We start from the raw sequence: 16,766 nt of genomic DNA, 5'->3' as shown, positions 1-16,766 counted from the left end.
GGCTACTGCCCCAGTCCAGTCTGATTAAGATAGCGCCAGAGCGCGGCATCATTTTCCAGCCCCAGCTTTCTCATTGCGCTCAGCTTTTGCGCGCTGATGGTCTGCTTGGTACGGTACAGGCGCGCGGCGATATCGTTAACACTTAACCCCTGACCAATCAGCCGCAAAACCTCCAGCTCTTTTGCGCTTAGCGCCTTTTCAATCTGCTGCAACGGATCGCTGCGGAACACATCGCTCAGCCACGGCTGGTCTTCCGGTTGCTGGCTGCGCAGACCATCAGCCAGTTCCTGCGACAGACTGCTTTTATTCAGAACGGCCTTTACCCGATAGCGAGTCAGCAGCTCAAGGATGCGCGGGTCACTCAGCATGGTAATCACCACGATAGTCAGATTGGGATAGAGCTGGCGCACCCGGCCAATCATTCGCACCCCATCAACCTGCTGGTCGCCCGGCATATTAAGATCGGTAATCAGCATTTCCACCGGATGCAGCGCCAGCTGCGCAAACAGGGCACTGACATCATGTGCTTCGGCGACGATTTGGTAATCCTCTGGCAACGAGGCTAATACACCGCGTAAACCCAGCAAAAACACCGGATGGTCGTCGGCAACAATTACGCGAATACTCATGACGGCCTCCGCACGGACGCTGTCTGCGCGTCAGGAAACAGCACCCCTTCAAACCACAATTGATTTCCCTTGCGACAGGCAATCAGCGCCATAGTCGTGCGGTGAAACTGGCCACTGACATCAGCCAGCCGTACCGCCAGCACTTGCGGGATCTGCGGCGCAGAGGCCTTTAGCTGCTCAACTGCCTGTCGATCTTCCGGATGCAGCCAGGCGATAAATTGCGACCAGTAAGCTGGCGCATGGCTGGTATCCTGCCAGCGGCTCTGATAACGCCAGCTGATGGCGCCCGCACTGTTGAGCTGAAAACGGTGGAACCACCCCTGCTGCAATACCGTATCCATTAACTGTTCGCGCCACTGGTGACGGGCCAGCTGCGCATAGCGCTGGCTAATCCAGCTGGCGCACAGCAGCGCTGGCAGACTAAAGGCGGCGCAGTACCAGGTCGCCAGCAGTACATCCTGTTGCACATTGCGCTGCGGATGATAAAAGGGTCCCTGACCAAACAGAGTCGCCCCCACCACGCTGACCACGCTAAGGGAAAGGAAAATACTGAGCAGCAGCAGATCGCCACGCATCGCCAGCAGTAGCGGCAATGCAAACGAAAACATCAGCGCCAGATCCTGCCAGCGCAGCTCCTCGCTGCTGCTGACCGGAGCGAAAAACAGCATCAGCTGCGCCAGCAACATGCCGAAAGCCAGCAGCCATAGCCAGATATCCCCCTGCGGTTCACTGCCGATAGTCACCAGCCACAGCACAAAAAAGGTTAACGGCAGATAACTCAGCACATAGCCGCCCATAGACAGCAGTGAAAGTGACTGATCGATTGGATAATCCAGCAGAAACAGCGCCCAGGTGGTGATCAGTCGTTCGGCAACGCCGCTGATGCCACACAACAGCGCCAGGGCAAGAATGTCGCGCGGGCGACTGGGACGATACATAGCGCCATAATAGAATTGCCAGATCAGCGCCGTCACCATCAGCAACAATACATCGAAACCACAGAAGATTAAGGAGACGTTGACCGGACGGCCATACAGCTGACTGGCGACCAGATGCATTAACGCAGCACTCAGCAGCCACGCCAGCCAGTAGCGCACCGGCAGCGCGCAAACTACCCCCAGCAGCAGTCCGGCCGGGAACCAGACTAACGACGATAAGCTCCAGACATCCCGGACCTGCAGGCTCAGCATCGCTAATGCGAAATCGCAGCAGACAAACGCCAGCCAGCCAATCAGTATCATTCTGGTTTTCATAGCAAGGCGACTCCATGCTTCCCAGCAAATGCCTTAGCTTTGATCATTATAGATTACGAAAGAGTGATCTCTGCCTCTCTATCCAGCTGACTGAATATAAAGGAGTGATATTGAATGGCTGGATAACAGGAGGGAGGCGGAGCTTCAGTATTGTGGAGCTTGCGCCACAATGTTTTTCGCCGTCGCAAAGGCGAGCCGTTTGCTACCGGCAGGCTCGCCTTTACTAACGTATCATCGACCTAACGCTTCAGCCATGCGCCGCGTCACTGTCTGCTTCTGCTCAGAGGTTAGCGCGCGCAGCGGCAAGCGTGGGTTGCCAGCATTAATACCATGCAGTTGCATCGCCGCTTTACCTGCCGCCACACCACCAAATTCGACCAGCACCCGAATCAGCGCCACCACCCGGTCCATCTGCGCAATCACCGCAGCATGACGGCCCGCGTTAAAGTCGCTGATAATGCTCTGGAACAGCGGTGCGGCATAGTTATAGGTACTGCCCACTGCACCGATGGCGCCGACCGCCAGTCCACCCGGCAGATGCTCGTCAACACCAAACGGAATATCAAATTTGCCACCGCTGACGCGCAGGCAGCGCTGATACTCATACAGATCCGGGCTGTTAAATTTAATGCCGCTCAGGTTTGGAATGGCGGACTCTGCCTGTAATAAAAACTGCTCCATATCGAGGTTCAGCCCGGACATGCCGGAATGGTAATAATAAAAGCCTTTTGACGGCGCCGCAGCGGCAATCGCCTGACAATAAGCCACTAAATCGGCAACGCTGCCGGGTTTAAAAAAGCAGGGACCAATCGCCGACGTGGCGAAAATGTCGAGGGTCTCGGCATGCTGTGACAACTCAACCGCATCGGCCACACTGAGCGCACCGGTGTGCAGCGTGATAGCCAGTTCGCCGCCTGCAGCATCGACCCATCGCCGGGCAATCTGCTTACGCTCACTGACTGAACAGTGCAAACCTTCGCCGGTCGTGCCCAGGACATAAACGCCTTTGATGCCGTCATCAATCAGATGGGCGGCAATCTTATCGATAGCAGGATAATTTACCGCACCCTGCTCGTCGAAAGGGGTATGGGGGGCAGCAATCAAGCCGGTTAACTTACTCATGGTTTCTCCTCTTCACTCAGGCCACTCAGGCCTGCTGGATGGCGGCGGTAAACCAGCCGCAAATATGTTCAATTCGGGTGATGGCTGAACCAACGGTGACCGCCAGCGCACCGGCGCTGATGGCAGCCGCGGCCAGATCCGGCGCGTTATAGCGCCCTTCGGCAATCACACAAGCACCGGCCTGCGCAAGATCGCTGACCAGCGCAATATCGGGCAAGGCGGGTATCTCACCGCCGGTATAACCGGAAAGCGTGGTGCCAATAAAATCAATGCCCATCTGCTGCGCGGCGATCCCCTCATCAAAGGTGGCGCAATCCGCCATTGTCAGACGCTGATTGTCACGCACACGCTGATACAGTGCCTTTACGCTGCACGGGCGCGCACGCCAGGTGGCATCAAAAGCAATAATATCGGCCCCCGCCGCGCTTAGCTGATCGATATCGCTCAGCCAGGGTGTAATGCGAATCGGGGTATCCGGCAGGTCGCGTTTAATAATTCCGATAACTGGCACATCGGTGACCTGACGCACCGCGCGCAGATTGTCGATACCCTCAATGCGCAAGGCGACGGCGCCCCCCTGCACTGCCGCAGCGGCCATCGCCGCCACCAGCTGCGGGTTATCCATCGGACTACCCGCTACCGGCTGGCAGGAGACAATTAAGCCGTGGTGAAAGCGTTTTTTCAGCGAGGCAACAGACGACATGGCTTTAACTCCATAACAAAATATTAATTGAAGTTTTACTCCACAAAACAACAGACGTCCAGCCCAATGAAGCAAAACTCCTTTTAATTACTTTAAATGGAGTTTATCTTTTCTGCCACTGAATGGCTTCATCGATAAGGCAGCAACCATGGGAAAATGTCTGGCTGTGGATATTGGCGGCAGCAAAATTGCGTCGGCGCTGGTTGATAAAAATGGGCAGCTGAGCGATCGCCAGCAGATTATCACCCCCCGGAGCGGCGCGGCGGCGTTCGCCCGCAGCTTACAACAGCTGCTGCGCGACTGGCAGTCCGGGGCGACGTCGATTGCAGTGGCTTCAACCGGCATTATCCGTCAGGGCAAGCTGGTCGCGTTAAATCCGGCTAACCTTGGGGGAATTGCCAATTTTCCACTGGCCACCACCATTGAGCAGGTCAGCAAACTGCCTTACACCCTGCTGAATGATGCCCAGGCCGCGGCCTGGGCGGAATATCAGGCGCTGCCAACCAGCGATGTGGATAATATGCTGTTTATCACCGTATCTACCGGCGTCGGCGGCGGTATTATTCTCAACCGCACGCTACAGACCGGCAATAACGGCCTGAGCGGCCATATCGGCCATATCCTGGCGGATTTACAGGGACCACTCTGCGGCTGCGGACGCTATGGCTGTGTTGAGAGCATCGCTTCCGGCACCGCCATTGCTGCGGCAACCTGCCAGTGGCCAGAGCCGCTTACCACTGCCGAGGTTTTCGCGCAGGCCAGCGCGCAGCATCAGCCCGCCAGCGCAATCATTGACCGCTCGGCCAGCGCCATTGCCCGGCTGATCGCCGATATCACCATGGCGCTGGATATTCAGCGGGTGGTGATTGGCGGCAGCGTCGGTCTGGCGCCCGGTTATCTGGCGCGGGTCAGTGCGGCGCAGCAACATTTGCCGGCCATCTGCCGTACGCCGCTGCAGCCCGCTTTCCATCGCCAGGATAGCGGACTGCTCGGCGCCGCCTTGTGGGCCGCGCAGGGGTTTTGTTAATCGCCCCCCCATCCGGCGGTCATTATCCTTCACCCTGCAGAATAACTGTGCGATCATGCACGCCGTACTGATTTCGTGATCAATGAGGTAATGCCGTGACTGCACTTGTCCCCCGCTGGAAGCCTGGCAAAATTCTTGACGGCTTAGGAGCGCTACAAAATAGTCTGACGCGTTCCGCACAGCGTATTGCAGCCTACACGCTGGCAAACCCGGCCAGCGTCACGCAATTTTCTATCGCGGAATTCTCAGCCCAGACCAGCACCGGTGAAGCGACGATTATCCGCTTCTGCCGTACCCTTGGTTATAAAGGGTTTCAGGACTTTAAGATCGATCTGGCGATTGAAGTGGCCACACGTGAGAAAAACGAAGATGGCCTGCTGGATGCCGACGTGCAGGAGAGCGACGATGTGCTGCTGATTGGCGCCAAGCTGCAAACGTCGATCAACAATGTGATGTCGGAAACCCTTAACCTGATCTCGGCAAAAACCATTGCTGAGGTGGTCACCCGTTTACAACAAGCGGACCGCATCTGCCTGTTTGGCGTTGGCTCCTCCGGTATTACCGCGGAAGACGCCAAAGCCAAGCTGATGCGCATCGGCATGCGCGTTGATGCCGCGACCAGCAACCACTTTATGTATATGCAGGCGTCGCTAATGCAGCCGGGCGATGTGGCCTTTGGCATCAGTCATTCCGGTACTTCGGAAGAGACGGTAAAAGCGCTGAAGCTGGCGAAAGAAGCCGGGGCGGTGGTGGTGGCGCTGACTCATAATCTCGGATCGCCGGTTACCCTCGACGCCGATTATGTACTGATTAATGGTAATCGGCAGGGGCGGTTACAGGGTGATTCCATCGGCACTAAAATCGCCCAACTGCTGGTGCTGGATCTGATTTATGCCCTGCTGGTCAAAGCCGACCCGCAAGCGGCGCAGCTGACTAAAGACAAAACCGCTCAGGCCGTCAGTCAAAGATCAATTTAGTATGGAGCGAAACTCCATAGAAAATAGTATTATCTTTCAATAAGATGAAATTTTAATTTTTTTCTGCCCGCGCCGTTTTATTGAAGCCATTCACACTTATGGCTAATCGTGGTTGTAAAACCATCCGCTTCTTATACACTCCGTTTTGGAGTTTTACTCCCTTTTATATTTAATTTTGGGGTTTAGCTACATAACGGAGATCCTCCACCATGAATACTGCTCCATCCTCTGTCCGCTGGTATAAACAACTCAGTGGCAAACAATGGAAAGCTTTTCTCGCTGCATGGATCGGTTATGCACTGGATGGCTTCGATTTTGTGCTGATTACCCTGGTTCTGACCGACATCAGGCAGGAGTTTAACCTCAGCCTGATCCAGGCCGCCAGTCTGATCTCCGCGGCATTTATCTCACGCTGGTTCGGTGGCTTAATGCTCGGCGCAATGGGCGATCGCTACGGCCGCAAGCTGGCGATGATCGCCAGTATTGTACTGTTTTCTGTCGGTACTCTGGCCTGCGGACTGGCGCCCGGTTATACCACGCTGTTCCTCGCCCGACTGTTAATCGGTATTGGTATGGCGGGTGAATACGGCGCCAGTTCGACCTATGTGATGGAGAGCTGGCCGCAAAAAATGCGTAATAAGGCCAGTGGCTTTTTGATATCAGGATTTTCGATTGGCGCAGTGATCGCGGCACAGGCTTACAGCCATATCGTGCCAGTCTTCGGCTGGCGTATGCTGTTCTATATTGGCCTGCTGCCGATTCTGTTTGCTTTATGGCTGCGCAAAAACCTGCCGGAAGCGGAAGACTGGGAGCGTGCTCATGGCGATAAAGCCGGAGCACAGGCAGAAAAGCCGCATACCATGATCGATATTCTCTATCGCGGCAAACACCGGCTGTTGAATATGGTGTTAACCGTACTGGCGGCAGCGGCGCTGTATCTCTGCTTCTCTGGTCAGCTTAGCGTGGCGCCGCTGGTGCTGCTGGGCCTGCTGTGCGCCGTGACCTTTATCTGGTTTATGGTGCAAACCAGCGGCGATCGCTGGCCTACCGGCGTGACCCTGATGGTCATCGTGCTGTTTGCCTTTCTCTATTCATGGCCCATTCAGTCGCTGCTGCCAACTTATCTGAAGGTCGATCTCGCTTATTCACCGCAGACCGTGGCCAATGTGCTGTTCTTCAGCGGTTTTGGTGCCGCCACCGGCTGCTGTGTTGGCGGTTTTCTTGGTGACTGGCTCGGCACGCGAAAAGCCTATGCCATCAGCCTGCTGATTTCGCAGTTTCTGATTGTGCCGCTGTTCGCCATCGGCAGCAGTAATATTATGCTGCTGGGCGCAGTGCTGTTTCTGCAGCAGATGCTGGGACAGGGGATTGCCGGGCTGTTACCCAAACTGCTGGGCGGTTACTTCGATACCGACCAGCGTGCAGCCGGTCTTGGGTTTACCTATAATGTCGGCGCGCTGGGTGGCGCGCTGGCGCCGATTCTTGGCGCGTCAATTGCCCAGCATATGAGTCTTGGCAACGCGCTGGCGTCATTATCATTCAGCTTAACCCTGGTGGTGGTGATACTGATTGGGCTGGATATGCCATCACGTATGCAGCGCTGGCTGCGTCCGCAAGCATTAAGAATGGTGGATGCTATCGATGGCACGCCATTAAGTGGCGCGAAAGGAAAGTCATGTGCCATCGCGGCGGAAGTCAGCAGTAAATAACCCTTACCGGCGCGGCAATAAACCGCGCCGGTACTGAGTTGTGATGCAACAACTAGCGGCGTTCGAGGATTTCGAAACAGAAACTGTGTGAGTTGTTCTCATCCGCGTCGTGGAATTCACTAAAGGTGGATTCCCACTCATCCGGTTCGTAGTCCGGGAAGTGCGTATCACCTTCTACTTCAGCGTCAATATGGGTCAGATACAGACGGTCAGCACGGCCAAGCATCTGCTCATAGATACGGCCACCGCCAATCACCATAATCTCTTCCGCATCACCAGCGGCGTTGATCGCTTCCTCAATCGAGGTCACCCAGGTCACGTTTTCCGCGTTGCCGGGCTTGCTGCTGATCACAATATTCAGGCGATTCGGCAGCGGACGACCAATGGATTCCCAGGTCAGACGACCCATCATCACCGGTTTGTTCAGGGTAATACGTTTGAACCAGGCGAGATCCGCGGGTAAATTCCACGGCATCGCGTTTTCCATACCAATAACGCGATCGGCAGCCAGCGCCGCGATAAGACTAATCTTCATATGAAACTCAACAGGGGGTTAAATTGGCGCCATCATACGTAAAGGCGAAACTTTCGTCGATAGCGAGATGCGGGGATTTGCGTAAAGGTTGTAAAGGATTTTAGCGGTTGCGTTCCCGGTCACCCTTGAAGAGATTGCTGTAACATCTTTTGCACCCAGCCGTGTTAAACTTACCCTTTCCATTTTTAACTCAGAATACCACCATGTTAGAAACCAGCTTGTTTGTTGCGGCGATTGCAACTCTGGGCATGCTCTCTCCCGGGCCCGATTTTTTCCTGATTATAAAAAATGCGGCGCGTTATGCGCGCGGCACTGCTCTGGTTACCTCGCTCGGCGTAATTTGCGGCGTGGCGACCCATATGACCTACTGCGTTGCCGGTCTGGCGGTGCTGATCACCACCACGCCATGGCTGTTTATGTTGCTGAAATATGCCGGCGCCGCTTATCTGATCTATGTCGGCGTACAGGCTCTGCTGGCGCGCGGTAACAGTAAGATGGATCTCGATAATGTTCAGCGCGCCGGGACATCACTGAAAAAGGCATTTTTGCAGGGCTATCTGTGTAACCTGTTAAATCCGAAAGCCACACTGTTCTTCCTTTCGGTGTTTACTCAGGTGCTGAGCATCAACTCCGGCTTTGGCGAGAAGTTATGGTATGCGGGTATTATTCTCGGCCTGTCAGTAATCTGGTGGCCGATGCTGGTGTTTCTGATTCAGAGCGCGCCGGTTCGTCGCGGCCTGGCAAAAGCGCAGAAGATGATCGATAAACTGCTGGGCGGAATTTTGATTGGACTGGGGATCAAGGTAGCGCTCTCCTGATCACTGACGCCCCTTTCAGGGAAGGGGCAAAATCAGGCGTCTGGCCACATTACAGCCATTGAAAACCTTTCGCCATTAAGCCTGCCATCCCCAACGCAACCGAGATGATAGCGCCAAACAACAGACGAAAGTCGGCGCGGGCTTCCTTTCTGACTTCCTTAAACTCGACATGAATATCCTTAAACTCGACATAAATATCCTTGAACTCGGCACGAATATCCTTGAACTCGGCATGAACATCCTTTTTGAATTCCCGCATTTCATCTTTAAATTCGCGGAGATCATGTCTGATATCGGTTATCGCGTTTTTTATATGCCCGACATTGGTTTCCAGCTTCGCCACTCTTGTTTCCATACCCACTCCTCCATTGCCGCCCCGTGAGGCCAGATATACTGTCCTGACGTGACTAAATCCATCAGTCCATGTCATATCAGGTCCAGGTCGCAACCCAACGACGGCTCTGCGTGCATCCATCGTTTAGCCATCCCTGTCGGTTTATGCCATAAATCCTCGTTCGGCGTTGTAAAGCGCCATCGGGTTATATTTTAACCTGACGCCCGGTAAGAGCAGAACAGATTTTTGTTATGCTGGGTAAAGTTTATCCTTAATTTACCTATACTTTCCTGCACCGAAATCCGTTTTTCTGCCATAAAAAAAACGGCTCCCATCCGGGAGCCGTTTTATCATGCCGAAGCGTTTTTCTGCTATCAGCCCTGATGGGCCTTAATTTGCGCATGCATCTCCTGCACGGAGGTCACTTTCTCCGTCGGGTCCGCATTCAGCGACATCGCGGTGGCAAAGCCGCCGTTCAGCGTGGTGTCATAGTGCACTTTATACTGCAGTGCGCTACGGCGAATCAGCTTCGAGTCTTCAATCGCCTGACGTCCGGCGGTGGTGTTCACGATATAGGCGTACTCACCATTTTTCAGACGGTCCTGAATATGTGGACGACCTTCATGCACCTTGTTGACCAGACGTGGGTTGATACCGGCTTCACCAAGGATCACCGCCGTACCGTGGGTCGCATCCAGCTCGAAACCAAATTTCTGCAGCTTCGCGGCGAGGTCAACAATACGTTTCTTATCGCCTTCACGCACCGACAGCAGCGCACGGCCTGATTTCTTCATATTGGACTGCGCACCCAGCATTGCTTTAGCGAAAGCTTCCGCAAAGGTACGACCCACACCCATCACTTCACCAGTGGAGCGCATTTCCGGACCAAGAATCGGGTCAACGCCCTGGAACTTGTTAAACGGCAGCACCACTTCTTTCACTGAGTAGTAAGGCGGAATCACCTCTTCCGTTACACCCTGCTCCGCCAGTGATTTACCCGCCATCACGCGGGCGGCGACTTTCGCCAGCGGCACACCGGTCGCTTTCGAGACGAAAGGCACAGTACGGGCGGCGCGCGGGTTAACTTCAATCAGGTAGACTTCGTTGTCTTTTACCGCGAACTGTACGTTCATCAGACCACGAACGCACAACTCAAACGCCAGTTTCTCAACCTGCTGGCGCATCACATTCTGAATTTCAACGCTCAGGGTGTACGCTGGCAGTGAACATGCCGAGTCACCGGAGTGCACGCCAGCCTGCTCGATATGCTCCATAATGCCGCCGATCAGCACGCGCTCACCGTCGCAAATAGCGTCAACGTCCACTTCTACTGCATCATCGAGGAAGCGATCCAGCAGCACTGGCGCATCGTTGGAAACCGATACCGCAGTCTGGAAGTAACGCTTCAGGTCGATTTCGTCGTAAACGATTTCCATCGCACGCCCACCGAGCACATAAGACGGACGCACCACCAACGGATAGCCAATCAGCGTCGCTTTATCAACTGCCTGCTCCAGTGCGGTAACCGTGGCGTTGGCGGGCTGCTTCAGGCCGAGACGATCCACTGCCTGCTGGAAACGCTCACGGTCTTCAGCACGGTCAATCGCATCCGGGCTGGTGCCGATAACCGGCACACCGGCGGCTTCCAGCGCACGCGCCAGTTTCAGTGGCGTCTGGCCACCGTACTGCACGATAACCCCTTTTGGTTTTTCGATGCGCACAATTTCCAGCACATCTTCAAGGGTTACCGGCTCAAAGTAGAGGCGGTCTGAGGTGTCATAGTCGGTGGAGACAGTTTCCGGGTTACAGTTAACCATAATGGTCTCGTAACCATCTTCACGCAGCGCCAGCGAGGCATGCACACAGCAGTAATCGAATTCGATCCCCTGGCCGATACGGTTTGGACCGCCGCCCAGCACCATGATTTTTTCACGGCCGCTGTTTGGATTGGATTCGCACTCTTCTTCATAAGTTGAGTACATATAAGCGGTATCGGTGGCGAACTCCGCCGCACAGGTATCAACGCGCTTATAGACCGGATGCAGGTTTAGCTGTTCACGCAGCTTACGCACTTCGGATTCCGCAACGCCCGCCAGATCCGACAGACGTGCATCGGCGAAGCCTTTACGCTTCAGATTACGCAGCACTTCGTAAGTCAGGCCATTGATGCCTTCCTGCGCCACCTGCTCTTCCAGACGCACCAGCTCTTCGATTTGCACCAGGAACCAGCGGTCGATATTGGTCAGGTTAAACACGCCATCGACCGACATACCCGCGCGGAAAGCGTCAGCCACATACCAGATACGGTCGCAACCAGCATCTTTCAGCTCACGGCGAATGCGGGTCAGCGCTTCCGGATCATCCAGACTCACTTTTGGGTCAAAACCGTTAGCGCCCACTTCCAGACCGCGCAGCGCTTTCTGCACTGATTCCTGGAAGGTGCGGCCAATCGCCATCACTTCACCGACAGATTTCATCTGCGTCGTCAGCCGGTCATTGGCGCCGGCAAACTTCTCGAAGTTAAAGCGAGGAATTTTGGTCACGACATAGTCGATGGACGGTTCAAACGACGCCGGGGTACGGCCACCGGTGATATCGTTCATCAGTTCGTCCAGCGTGAAACCAACCGCCAGCTTGGCGGCCACTTTCGCAATCGGGAAGCCGGTCGCTTTCGATGCCAGCGCTGAAGAGCGGGAAACGCGCGGGTTCATCTCGATAATGATCATGCGACCATTCTGCGGATTGATCGAGAACTGCACGTTAGAGCCACCGGTTTCGACGCCAATCTCACGCAGTACCGCCATCGAGGCATTACGCATGATTTGATACTCTTTATCGGTCAGCGTCTGCGCCGGCGCGACGGTGATCGAGTCACCGGTATGGATGCCCATGGCGTCAAAGTTTTCGATAGAACAGACAATAATGCAGTTGTCGTTCTTATCGCGAACCACTTCCATCTCATACTCTTTCCAGCCAATCAGCGACTCATCAATCAGCAGCTCACTGGTCGGTGACAGGTCGAGGCCACGCTCACAGATCTCTTCGAACTCTTCACGGTTATAAGCGATACCGCCACCGGTGCCGCCCATGGTGAAAGAGGGACGGATAATGCACGGGAAACCCAGCTCTTCAGAAACCGCCAGCGCTTCTTCCATGGTGTGGGCGATGCCGGAACGCGCAGTATCCAGACCAATTCTTTTCATCGCTTTATCAAAGCGCTGACGATCTTCCGCTTTATCAATCGCATCGGCAGTCGCGCCAATCATGGTGACGCCAAATTCGGCCAGTACACCTTTGCGCTCCAGTTCCAGCGCACAGTTCAGCGCAGTCTGGCCACCCATGGTCGGCAGCACCGCATCCGGGCGCTCTTTTTCAATGATTTTGCGCACCACTTCCCAGTGAATCGGCTCGATATAAGTGGCATCGGCCATTTCCGGGTCGGTCATAATCGTCGCCGGGTTGGAGTTCACCAGGATTACGCGGTAACCCTCTTCACGCAGCGCTTTACAGGCTTGCGCGCCAGAGTAGTCGAATTCACAAGCCTGGCCGATAACGATCGGGCCAGCGCCAAGAATCAGGATACTTTTTATGTCGGTACGTTTTGGCATTTTGTCGCTCCTGATTATTTCGCGGTTGAACGGTAAGCTTCGATCAGTTCGATAAAGTGATCGAACAGCGGCGCCGCATCGGCTGGCCCCGGGCTGGCTTCAGGGTGTCCCTGGAAGCTGAACGCTGCTTTATCGGTGCGGTGAATCCCCTGCACCGTATGGTCAAACAGCGATTTATGCGTCACACGCAGGTTAGCCGGCATATTGCTCTCATCAACCGCAAAACCGTGGTTCTGAGCGGTGATCATCACGCGGTCGTTATCCAGGTCTTTCACCGGATGGTTACCGCCGTGGTGACCCAGTTTCATTTTCACCGTCTTCGCGCCGCTGGCCAGCGCCAGCAGCTGGTGGCCCAGACAGATGCCAAATACCGGGATATCGGTTTCGAGGAATGACTTGATGGCGCTGATAGCGTAGTCACATGGCTCCGGGTCGCCCGGGCCGTTTGACAGGAAGATACCGTCCGGATTGAGTTTCAGCACTTCATCCGCAGAGGTCTGCGCCGGAACAACCGTCAGGCGGCAGCCGCGATCCACCAGCATACGCAGGATATTGCGTTTCGCGCCATAATCGTACGCCACGACGTGGAATGGCAGGTCACTGCGCTGCGCTGGCAGGCCCTCTTCCAGCGTCCAGCTGCCTTGCAGCCAGCTGTAAGACTCCTGCGTGGTCACTTCTTTCGCCAGGTCCATGCCTTTAAGACCAGGGAAGGCTTGCGCTTTTTGCAGCGCCAGTCCGGCATCCGGCGCGTCACCAGCAATGATGCAGCCGTTCTGGGCGCCTTTCTCACGCAGCAAACGGGTCAGCTTACGGGTATCGATATCAGCAATCGCGACAATATTATGACGCTTCAGGTACGCAGACAGCCCTTCTTCATTACGGAAGTTGCTGGCGATCAGCGGCAGGTCACGAATAACGAGGCCTTGCGCATGTACCTGGGAGGATTCTTCGTCAGCAGCATTGGTGCCGACATTGCCGATATGGGGATAAGTAAGAGTGACGATCTGGCGGGAATAGGAAGGATCTGTGAGGATTTCTTGATAACCGGTCATTGAAGTGTTGAAAACAACTTCACCCACTGCCGATCCTTCTGCCCCAATGGCCCGACCGTGGAATTGGGTTCCGTCTTCCAGAACCAATAGCGCTGACTTAATCAAAACGTCCTCCAGGGAATAAACAGTCACAATATCTGCATATTAATTCATAATACGGCCATGAATCAATGCAAAAACCGCCTGAGATGTCGATTTTCGGCAAATTGCGCGCATTCTAATGATCGCCCTGCCCATTGTCTACCCTGAGAGTGAGTTTTTCATACTTTTTTAGCCAACTGGAAGGAAACTCGGAAGATTCATGCTGAAAACAAGTGATATCCGGCTGATAAAACCGGTTGCCTGGTGAAATGAAATAAAAAAAGGTTCAGTGAGTACGAAAAACCAGACCAAATGGTCAAAAATACGTTTTTTGCCACTCAGCGAAGGTATAAAAATGACTATTTCAACCAGTTAATATGAAAAACAATAAAAACCATCTGTTTTTAACAAATAAAAAAGGGCAATAAAATTATTACCCTACCAATCATAACCTTATGATTGAAATAACCACATCACGATGGTCGCAACACTTTACAAACTCTCTAAATCAAGCACATCACGCATATCATAAAGACCGCTTTTACGGTCATTAAGCCATTGAGCAGCACGAACCGCACCGCTGGCAAAGGTCATACGGCTGGAAGCCTTGTGGGTAATCTCTACCCGCTCGCCGATATCAGCAAACATCGCAGTATGCTCACCAACGATATCACCAGCCCTGACTGTGGCGAATCCGATGGTTTGCGCCTTACGCTCGCCGGTAAAACCTTCACGGGCGTAAACCGCATGTTGTTTAAGATCCCAGTCCATTGCATCAGCAATCGCTTCACCCATTGCCAGCGCGGTGCCTGATGGCGCATCCACTTTATGGCGGTGATGCGCTTCGACAATTTCTATATCGGCATAGTCGCCCATTACTTTTGCTGCTTTTTCCAGCAGCTTCAGCACCAGGTTAACGCCAACGCTAAAGTTAGCCGCGAATACGATGCCAATATCAGCTGAAGCCTGCTTAATCGCCGCATTACCTGCGTCGTCAAATCCGGTGGTGCCGATCACCATCGCCTTCTGGTGCTGACGGCAGAAAGCCAGGTACTCCAGCGTTCCTTCCGGGCGGGTGAAATCGATCAGAATATCGAAATCATTAACCACTGCTTCGAGGTTGTCGCTGACCTTGATACCGATAGCGCCAGTCCCGGCTAACTCACCCGCATCACTCCCCACCAGCGAAGAGCCGCTACGCGCCAGTGCAGCGCCCAGGCGCACACCTTCAGCCTGTTGCGTCGCCTGAATCAGCTGACGTCCCATACGCCCGGCGGCGCCCACGATAGCAATACGGATTTCTGAATGACTCATATTTATGTCCCTGGAATTTCTGTGCCTGCAAGCGACGATAAGGTTAACGAGGCGGCTACAATACCGCCACAATATTCATTACATAATTAGAATTTTACGCCAGCGGGCAGGGATTATCAGTAAAACAAATCGCGGGAAGGGAATGTTCGGGGGGAATCATAAGCACGGGCGACGAGAACGCCGCCCATGTAAATCGGTTAATCGACCTGCTTGATATCAACGCGCAGTTCTTTCGGCACTTCAAAGACAATATTCTCTTCGCGGCCAATCAGCTCGATGGCGACTTCACCGCCAAACTGACGCAGGCGGCTGATCACTTCCTGCACCAGAATATCCGGCGCGGAAGCACCGGCGGTCACGCCCACACAACTGACGCCTTTGATCCACTCTTCCTTAATATCATCCGCAGAGTCGATCAGCCGCGCCAGTTTACCGGCACGCTGCGCCAGCTCGGCCAGACGATTAGAGTTGGAAGAGTTTTTCGAGCCAACCACCAGCACCACATCAGCATCCTGCGCCAGGCTGCGCACCGCTTCCTGTCGGTTGGTTGTGGCATAACAGATATCATCTTTGCGCGGCCCGACGATTTTCGGGAAGCGCTGACGCAGCGCATCAATCACATCCGAAGTATCATCCACCGATAATGTGGTCTGCGTCATAAAGCACAGGTTCTGTTCATCCTTCACCTGCAATTTATCGACATCAGACGGCGACTCGACCAGATACATGCCGCCAGCAGGGTTGCTGTACTGGCCCATGGTGCCTTCCACTTCCGGGTGACCGGCGTGGCCAATCAGAATCGCCTCAGTGCCTTTACGACTGGCGCGCGCCACTTCCATATGCACTTTGGTCACCAGCGGGCAGGTGGCATCAAACAGCATGGTCAAATCGCGCGCGCGCGCTTCAGCACGTACCGCCTGAGACACGCCATGCGCCGAGAAAATCAGGATCGAACCATCCGGCACTTCGGTGATCTCTTCAATAAAGATCGCCCCGCGCTCGCGCAGGCTATTGACCACATAGCGGTTATGCACCACTTCATGGCGTACATAGATTGGCGCGCCATACATCTCCAGCGCGCGCTCGACGATGCTGATAGCCCGATCCACACCCGCACAAAAACCACGCGGGTTAGCCAACAGGATTTGCATGGTTCCCCTCCAGTACCGGATCGATCTCCAGCACTTCGATATCAAACTGAATGGTGCGTCCGGCCAGAGGATGATTAAAGTCAACGGTGATCGAATCACCGGAAACCTCACGGATCACCCCCGGCATTTCGCTGCCACCCATGCCGGTAAACAGCATAATAGCACCAGGCTCCGGCTCCCCCGCCTGCGCAAAGTCACGGCGCGAGAAATACTGAATCATATCCGGGCTGGCCGCACCAAACGCAGACTCCGGCGGCAGGCTGAAGTTATGCTTAGCGCCAGCCTTCAGCCCCAGCAACGCCTCCTCCAGTCCTGCCGACAAACTGCCGTCGCCAAGACGGAACAGCGCCGGTTTACCATTGGCACGCGTCGACTCCGCCGTTGAGCCATCTTCCAGCTTCAACGTGAAATGCACCAGCACCGCGCTATCGCGCTGTACAGAATCAGTCATGC

Annotated in this window: 15 protein-coding genes; 4 read left to right on the top strand and 11 right to left on the bottom strand. The window is 54.5% G+C overall.

Annotated features, from left to right (window positions below; genetic code table 11):
• Window positions 1-2: 2 nt before the first annotated feature.
• The 4 genes from J2125_RS14840 to J2125_RS14825 all read right to left on the bottom strand — a co-directional run bounded on the left by J2125_RS14840 (window position 3) and on the right by J2125_RS14825 (window position 3,707).
• The gene (locus J2125_RS14840) at window positions 3-629 is read right to left on the bottom strand and encodes a response regulator (RefSeq protein WP_017800521.1); all 627 of its coding nucleotides are present in this window, start codon (window positions 627-629) and stop codon (window positions 3-5) included.
• A complete protein-coding gene (locus J2125_RS14835) occupies window positions 626-1,882 on the bottom strand; it encodes a hypothetical protein (protein ID WP_017800522.1) in 1,257 nt (418 codons plus the stop codon). The genes J2125_RS14840 and J2125_RS14835 overlap by 4 nt, the downstream gene beginning before the upstream one ends.
• A gap of 231 nt (window positions 1,883-2,113) precedes the next feature.
• The gene (locus tag J2125_RS14830; protein ID WP_017800523.1) at window positions 2,114-3,004 is read right to left on the bottom strand and encodes a dihydrodipicolinate synthase family protein; all 891 of its coding nucleotides are present in this window, start codon (window positions 3,002-3,004) and stop codon (window positions 2,114-2,116) included.
• A 25-nt stretch (window positions 3,005-3,029) separates the two neighbouring features.
• Complete coding sequence (locus tag J2125_RS14825) at window positions 3,030-3,707, bottom strand: N-acetylmannosamine-6-phosphate 2-epimerase (RefSeq protein ID WP_017800524.1); 678 nt, start codon at window positions 3,705-3,707, stop codon at window positions 3,030-3,032.
• 148 nt (window positions 3,708-3,855) lie between these two features.
• Here J2125_RS14825 and J2125_RS14820 point away from each other — a divergent pair, with 148 nt between their 5' ends.
• The 3 genes from J2125_RS14820 (at window position 3,856) to J2125_RS14810 (ending at window position 7,420) form a co-directional block, all read left to right on the top strand.
• Window positions 3,856-4,734 (top strand): N-acetylmannosamine kinase, encoded by an 879-nt coding sequence (locus J2125_RS14820; RefSeq protein ID WP_017800525.1) that lies wholly within the window; start codon window positions 3,856-3,858, stop codon window positions 4,732-4,734.
• A gap of 95 nt (window positions 4,735-4,829) precedes the next feature.
• Window positions 4,830-5,711, top strand: a complete 882-nt coding sequence (locus J2125_RS14815; protein ID WP_017800526.1) for a MurR/RpiR family transcriptional regulator — start codon at window positions 4,830-4,832, stop codon at window positions 5,709-5,711.
• A 209-nt stretch (window positions 5,712-5,920) separates the two neighbouring features.
• Window positions 5,921-7,420: an MFS transporter gene (locus tag J2125_RS14810; RefSeq protein WP_017800527.1), complete on the top strand. Its 1,500-nt coding sequence runs from the start codon at window positions 5,921-5,923 to the stop codon at window positions 7,418-7,420.
• A gap of 52 nt (window positions 7,421-7,472) precedes the next feature.
• Here J2125_RS14810 and folA read toward each other — a convergent pair whose 3' ends face one another.
• Window positions 7,473-7,955, bottom strand: coding sequence for a type 3 dihydrofolate reductase (folA, locus tag J2125_RS14805; protein WP_017800528.1), 483 nt, complete (start codon window positions 7,953-7,955; stop codon window positions 7,473-7,475).
• A 203-nt stretch (window positions 7,956-8,158) separates the two neighbouring features.
• Here folA and J2125_RS14800 point away from each other — a divergent pair, with 203 nt between their 5' ends.
• The gene (locus tag J2125_RS14800; protein ID WP_017800529.1) at window positions 8,159-8,773 is read left to right on the top strand and encodes a LysE family transporter; all 615 of its coding nucleotides are present in this window, start codon (window positions 8,159-8,161) and stop codon (window positions 8,771-8,773) included.
• 49 nt (window positions 8,774-8,822) lie between these two features.
• Here J2125_RS14800 and J2125_RS14795 read toward each other — a convergent pair whose 3' ends face one another.
• The 6 genes from J2125_RS14795 to fkpB all read right to left on the bottom strand — a co-directional run bounded on the left by J2125_RS14795 (window position 8,823) and on the right by fkpB (window position 16,764).
• Window positions 8,823-9,128: a hypothetical protein gene (locus tag J2125_RS14795; RefSeq protein ID WP_017800530.1), complete on the bottom strand. Its 306-nt coding sequence runs from the start codon at window positions 9,126-9,128 to the stop codon at window positions 8,823-8,825.
• A 353-nt stretch (window positions 9,129-9,481) separates the two neighbouring features.
• Window positions 9,482-12,715: a carbamoyl-phosphate synthase large subunit gene (gene carB, locus J2125_RS14790; RefSeq protein ID WP_017800531.1), complete on the bottom strand. Its 3,234-nt coding sequence runs from the start codon at window positions 12,713-12,715 to the stop codon at window positions 9,482-9,484.
• A gap of 14 nt (window positions 12,716-12,729) precedes the next feature.
• A complete protein-coding gene (gene carA, locus J2125_RS14785) occupies window positions 12,730-13,872 on the bottom strand; it encodes a glutamine-hydrolyzing carbamoyl-phosphate synthase small subunit (protein ID WP_040462383.1) in 1,143 nt (380 codons plus the stop codon).
• Between the two features lie 468 nt (window positions 13,873-14,340).
• The gene (dapB, locus tag J2125_RS14780; protein ID WP_209499505.1) at window positions 14,341-15,162 is read right to left on the bottom strand and encodes a 4-hydroxy-tetrahydrodipicolinate reductase; all 822 of its coding nucleotides are present in this window, start codon (window positions 15,160-15,162) and stop codon (window positions 14,341-14,343) included.
• A gap of 197 nt (window positions 15,163-15,359) precedes the next feature.
• The gene (gene ispH, locus J2125_RS14775) at window positions 15,360-16,313 is read right to left on the bottom strand and encodes a 4-hydroxy-3-methylbut-2-enyl diphosphate reductase (RefSeq protein ID WP_017800534.1); all 954 of its coding nucleotides are present in this window, start codon (window positions 16,311-16,313) and stop codon (window positions 15,360-15,362) included.
• Window positions 16,294-16,764, bottom strand: a complete 471-nt coding sequence (gene fkpB / locus J2125_RS14770; protein WP_017800535.1) for an FKBP-type peptidyl-prolyl cis-trans isomerase — start codon at window positions 16,762-16,764, stop codon at window positions 16,294-16,296. The genes ispH and fkpB overlap by 20 nt, the downstream gene beginning before the upstream one ends.
• Window positions 16,765-16,766 lie beyond the last annotated feature (2 nt).

It is taken from the genome of Winslowiella toletana (assembly GCF_017875465.1).
GTDB lineage: Bacteria > Pseudomonadota > Gammaproteobacteria > Enterobacterales > Enterobacteriaceae > Erwinia > Erwinia toletana.
Note: the sequence above shows the minus strand (reverse complement) of the source record. Positions and strands in the feature narration are given on the sequence as shown.

Coding starts and splice junctions, on each gene's coding strand:
- J2125_RS14840 (WP_017800521.1), bottom strand. CDS start 629: ATGAGTATTCGCGTAATTGTTGCCGACGACCATCCGGTGTTTTTGCTG.
- J2125_RS14835 (WP_017800522.1), bottom strand. CDS start 1,882: ATGAAAACCAGAATGATACTGATTGGCTGGCTGGCGTTTGTCTGCTGC.
- J2125_RS14830 (WP_017800523.1), bottom strand. CDS start 3,004: ATGAGTAAGTTAACCGGCTTGATTGCTGCCCCCCATACCCCTTTCGAC.
- J2125_RS14825 (WP_017800524.1), bottom strand. CDS start 3,707: ATGTCGTCTGTTGCCTCGCTGAAAAAACGCTTTCACCACGGCTTAATT.
- J2125_RS14820 (WP_017800525.1), top strand. CDS start 3,856: ATGGGAAAATGTCTGGCTGTGGATATTGGCGGCAGCAAAATTGCGTCG.
- J2125_RS14810 (WP_017800527.1), top strand. CDS start 5,921: ATGAATACTGCTCCATCCTCTGTCCGCTGGTATAAACAACTCAGTGGC.
- folA (WP_017800528.1), bottom strand. CDS start 7,955: ATGAAGATTAGTCTTATCGCGGCGCTGGCTGCCGATCGCGTTATTGGT.
- J2125_RS14800 (WP_017800529.1), top strand. CDS start 8,159: ATGTTAGAAACCAGCTTGTTTGTTGCGGCGATTGCAACTCTGGGCATG.
- J2125_RS14795 (WP_017800530.1), bottom strand. CDS start 9,128: ATGGAAACAAGAGTGGCGAAGCTGGAAACCAATGTCGGGCATATAAAA.
- carB (WP_017800531.1), bottom strand. CDS start 12,715: ATGCCAAAACGTACCGACATAAAAAGTATCCTGATTCTTGGCGCTGGC.
- dapB (WP_209499505.1), bottom strand. CDS start 15,162: ATGAGTCATTCAGAAATCCGTATTGCTATCGTGGGCGCCGCCGGGCGT.
- ispH (WP_017800534.1), bottom strand. CDS start 16,313: ATGCAAATCCTGTTGGCTAACCCGCGTGGTTTTTGTGCGGGTGTGGAT.
- fkpB (WP_017800535.1), bottom strand. CDS start 16,764: ATGACTGATTCTGTACAGCGCGATAGCGCGGTGCTGGTGCATTTCACG.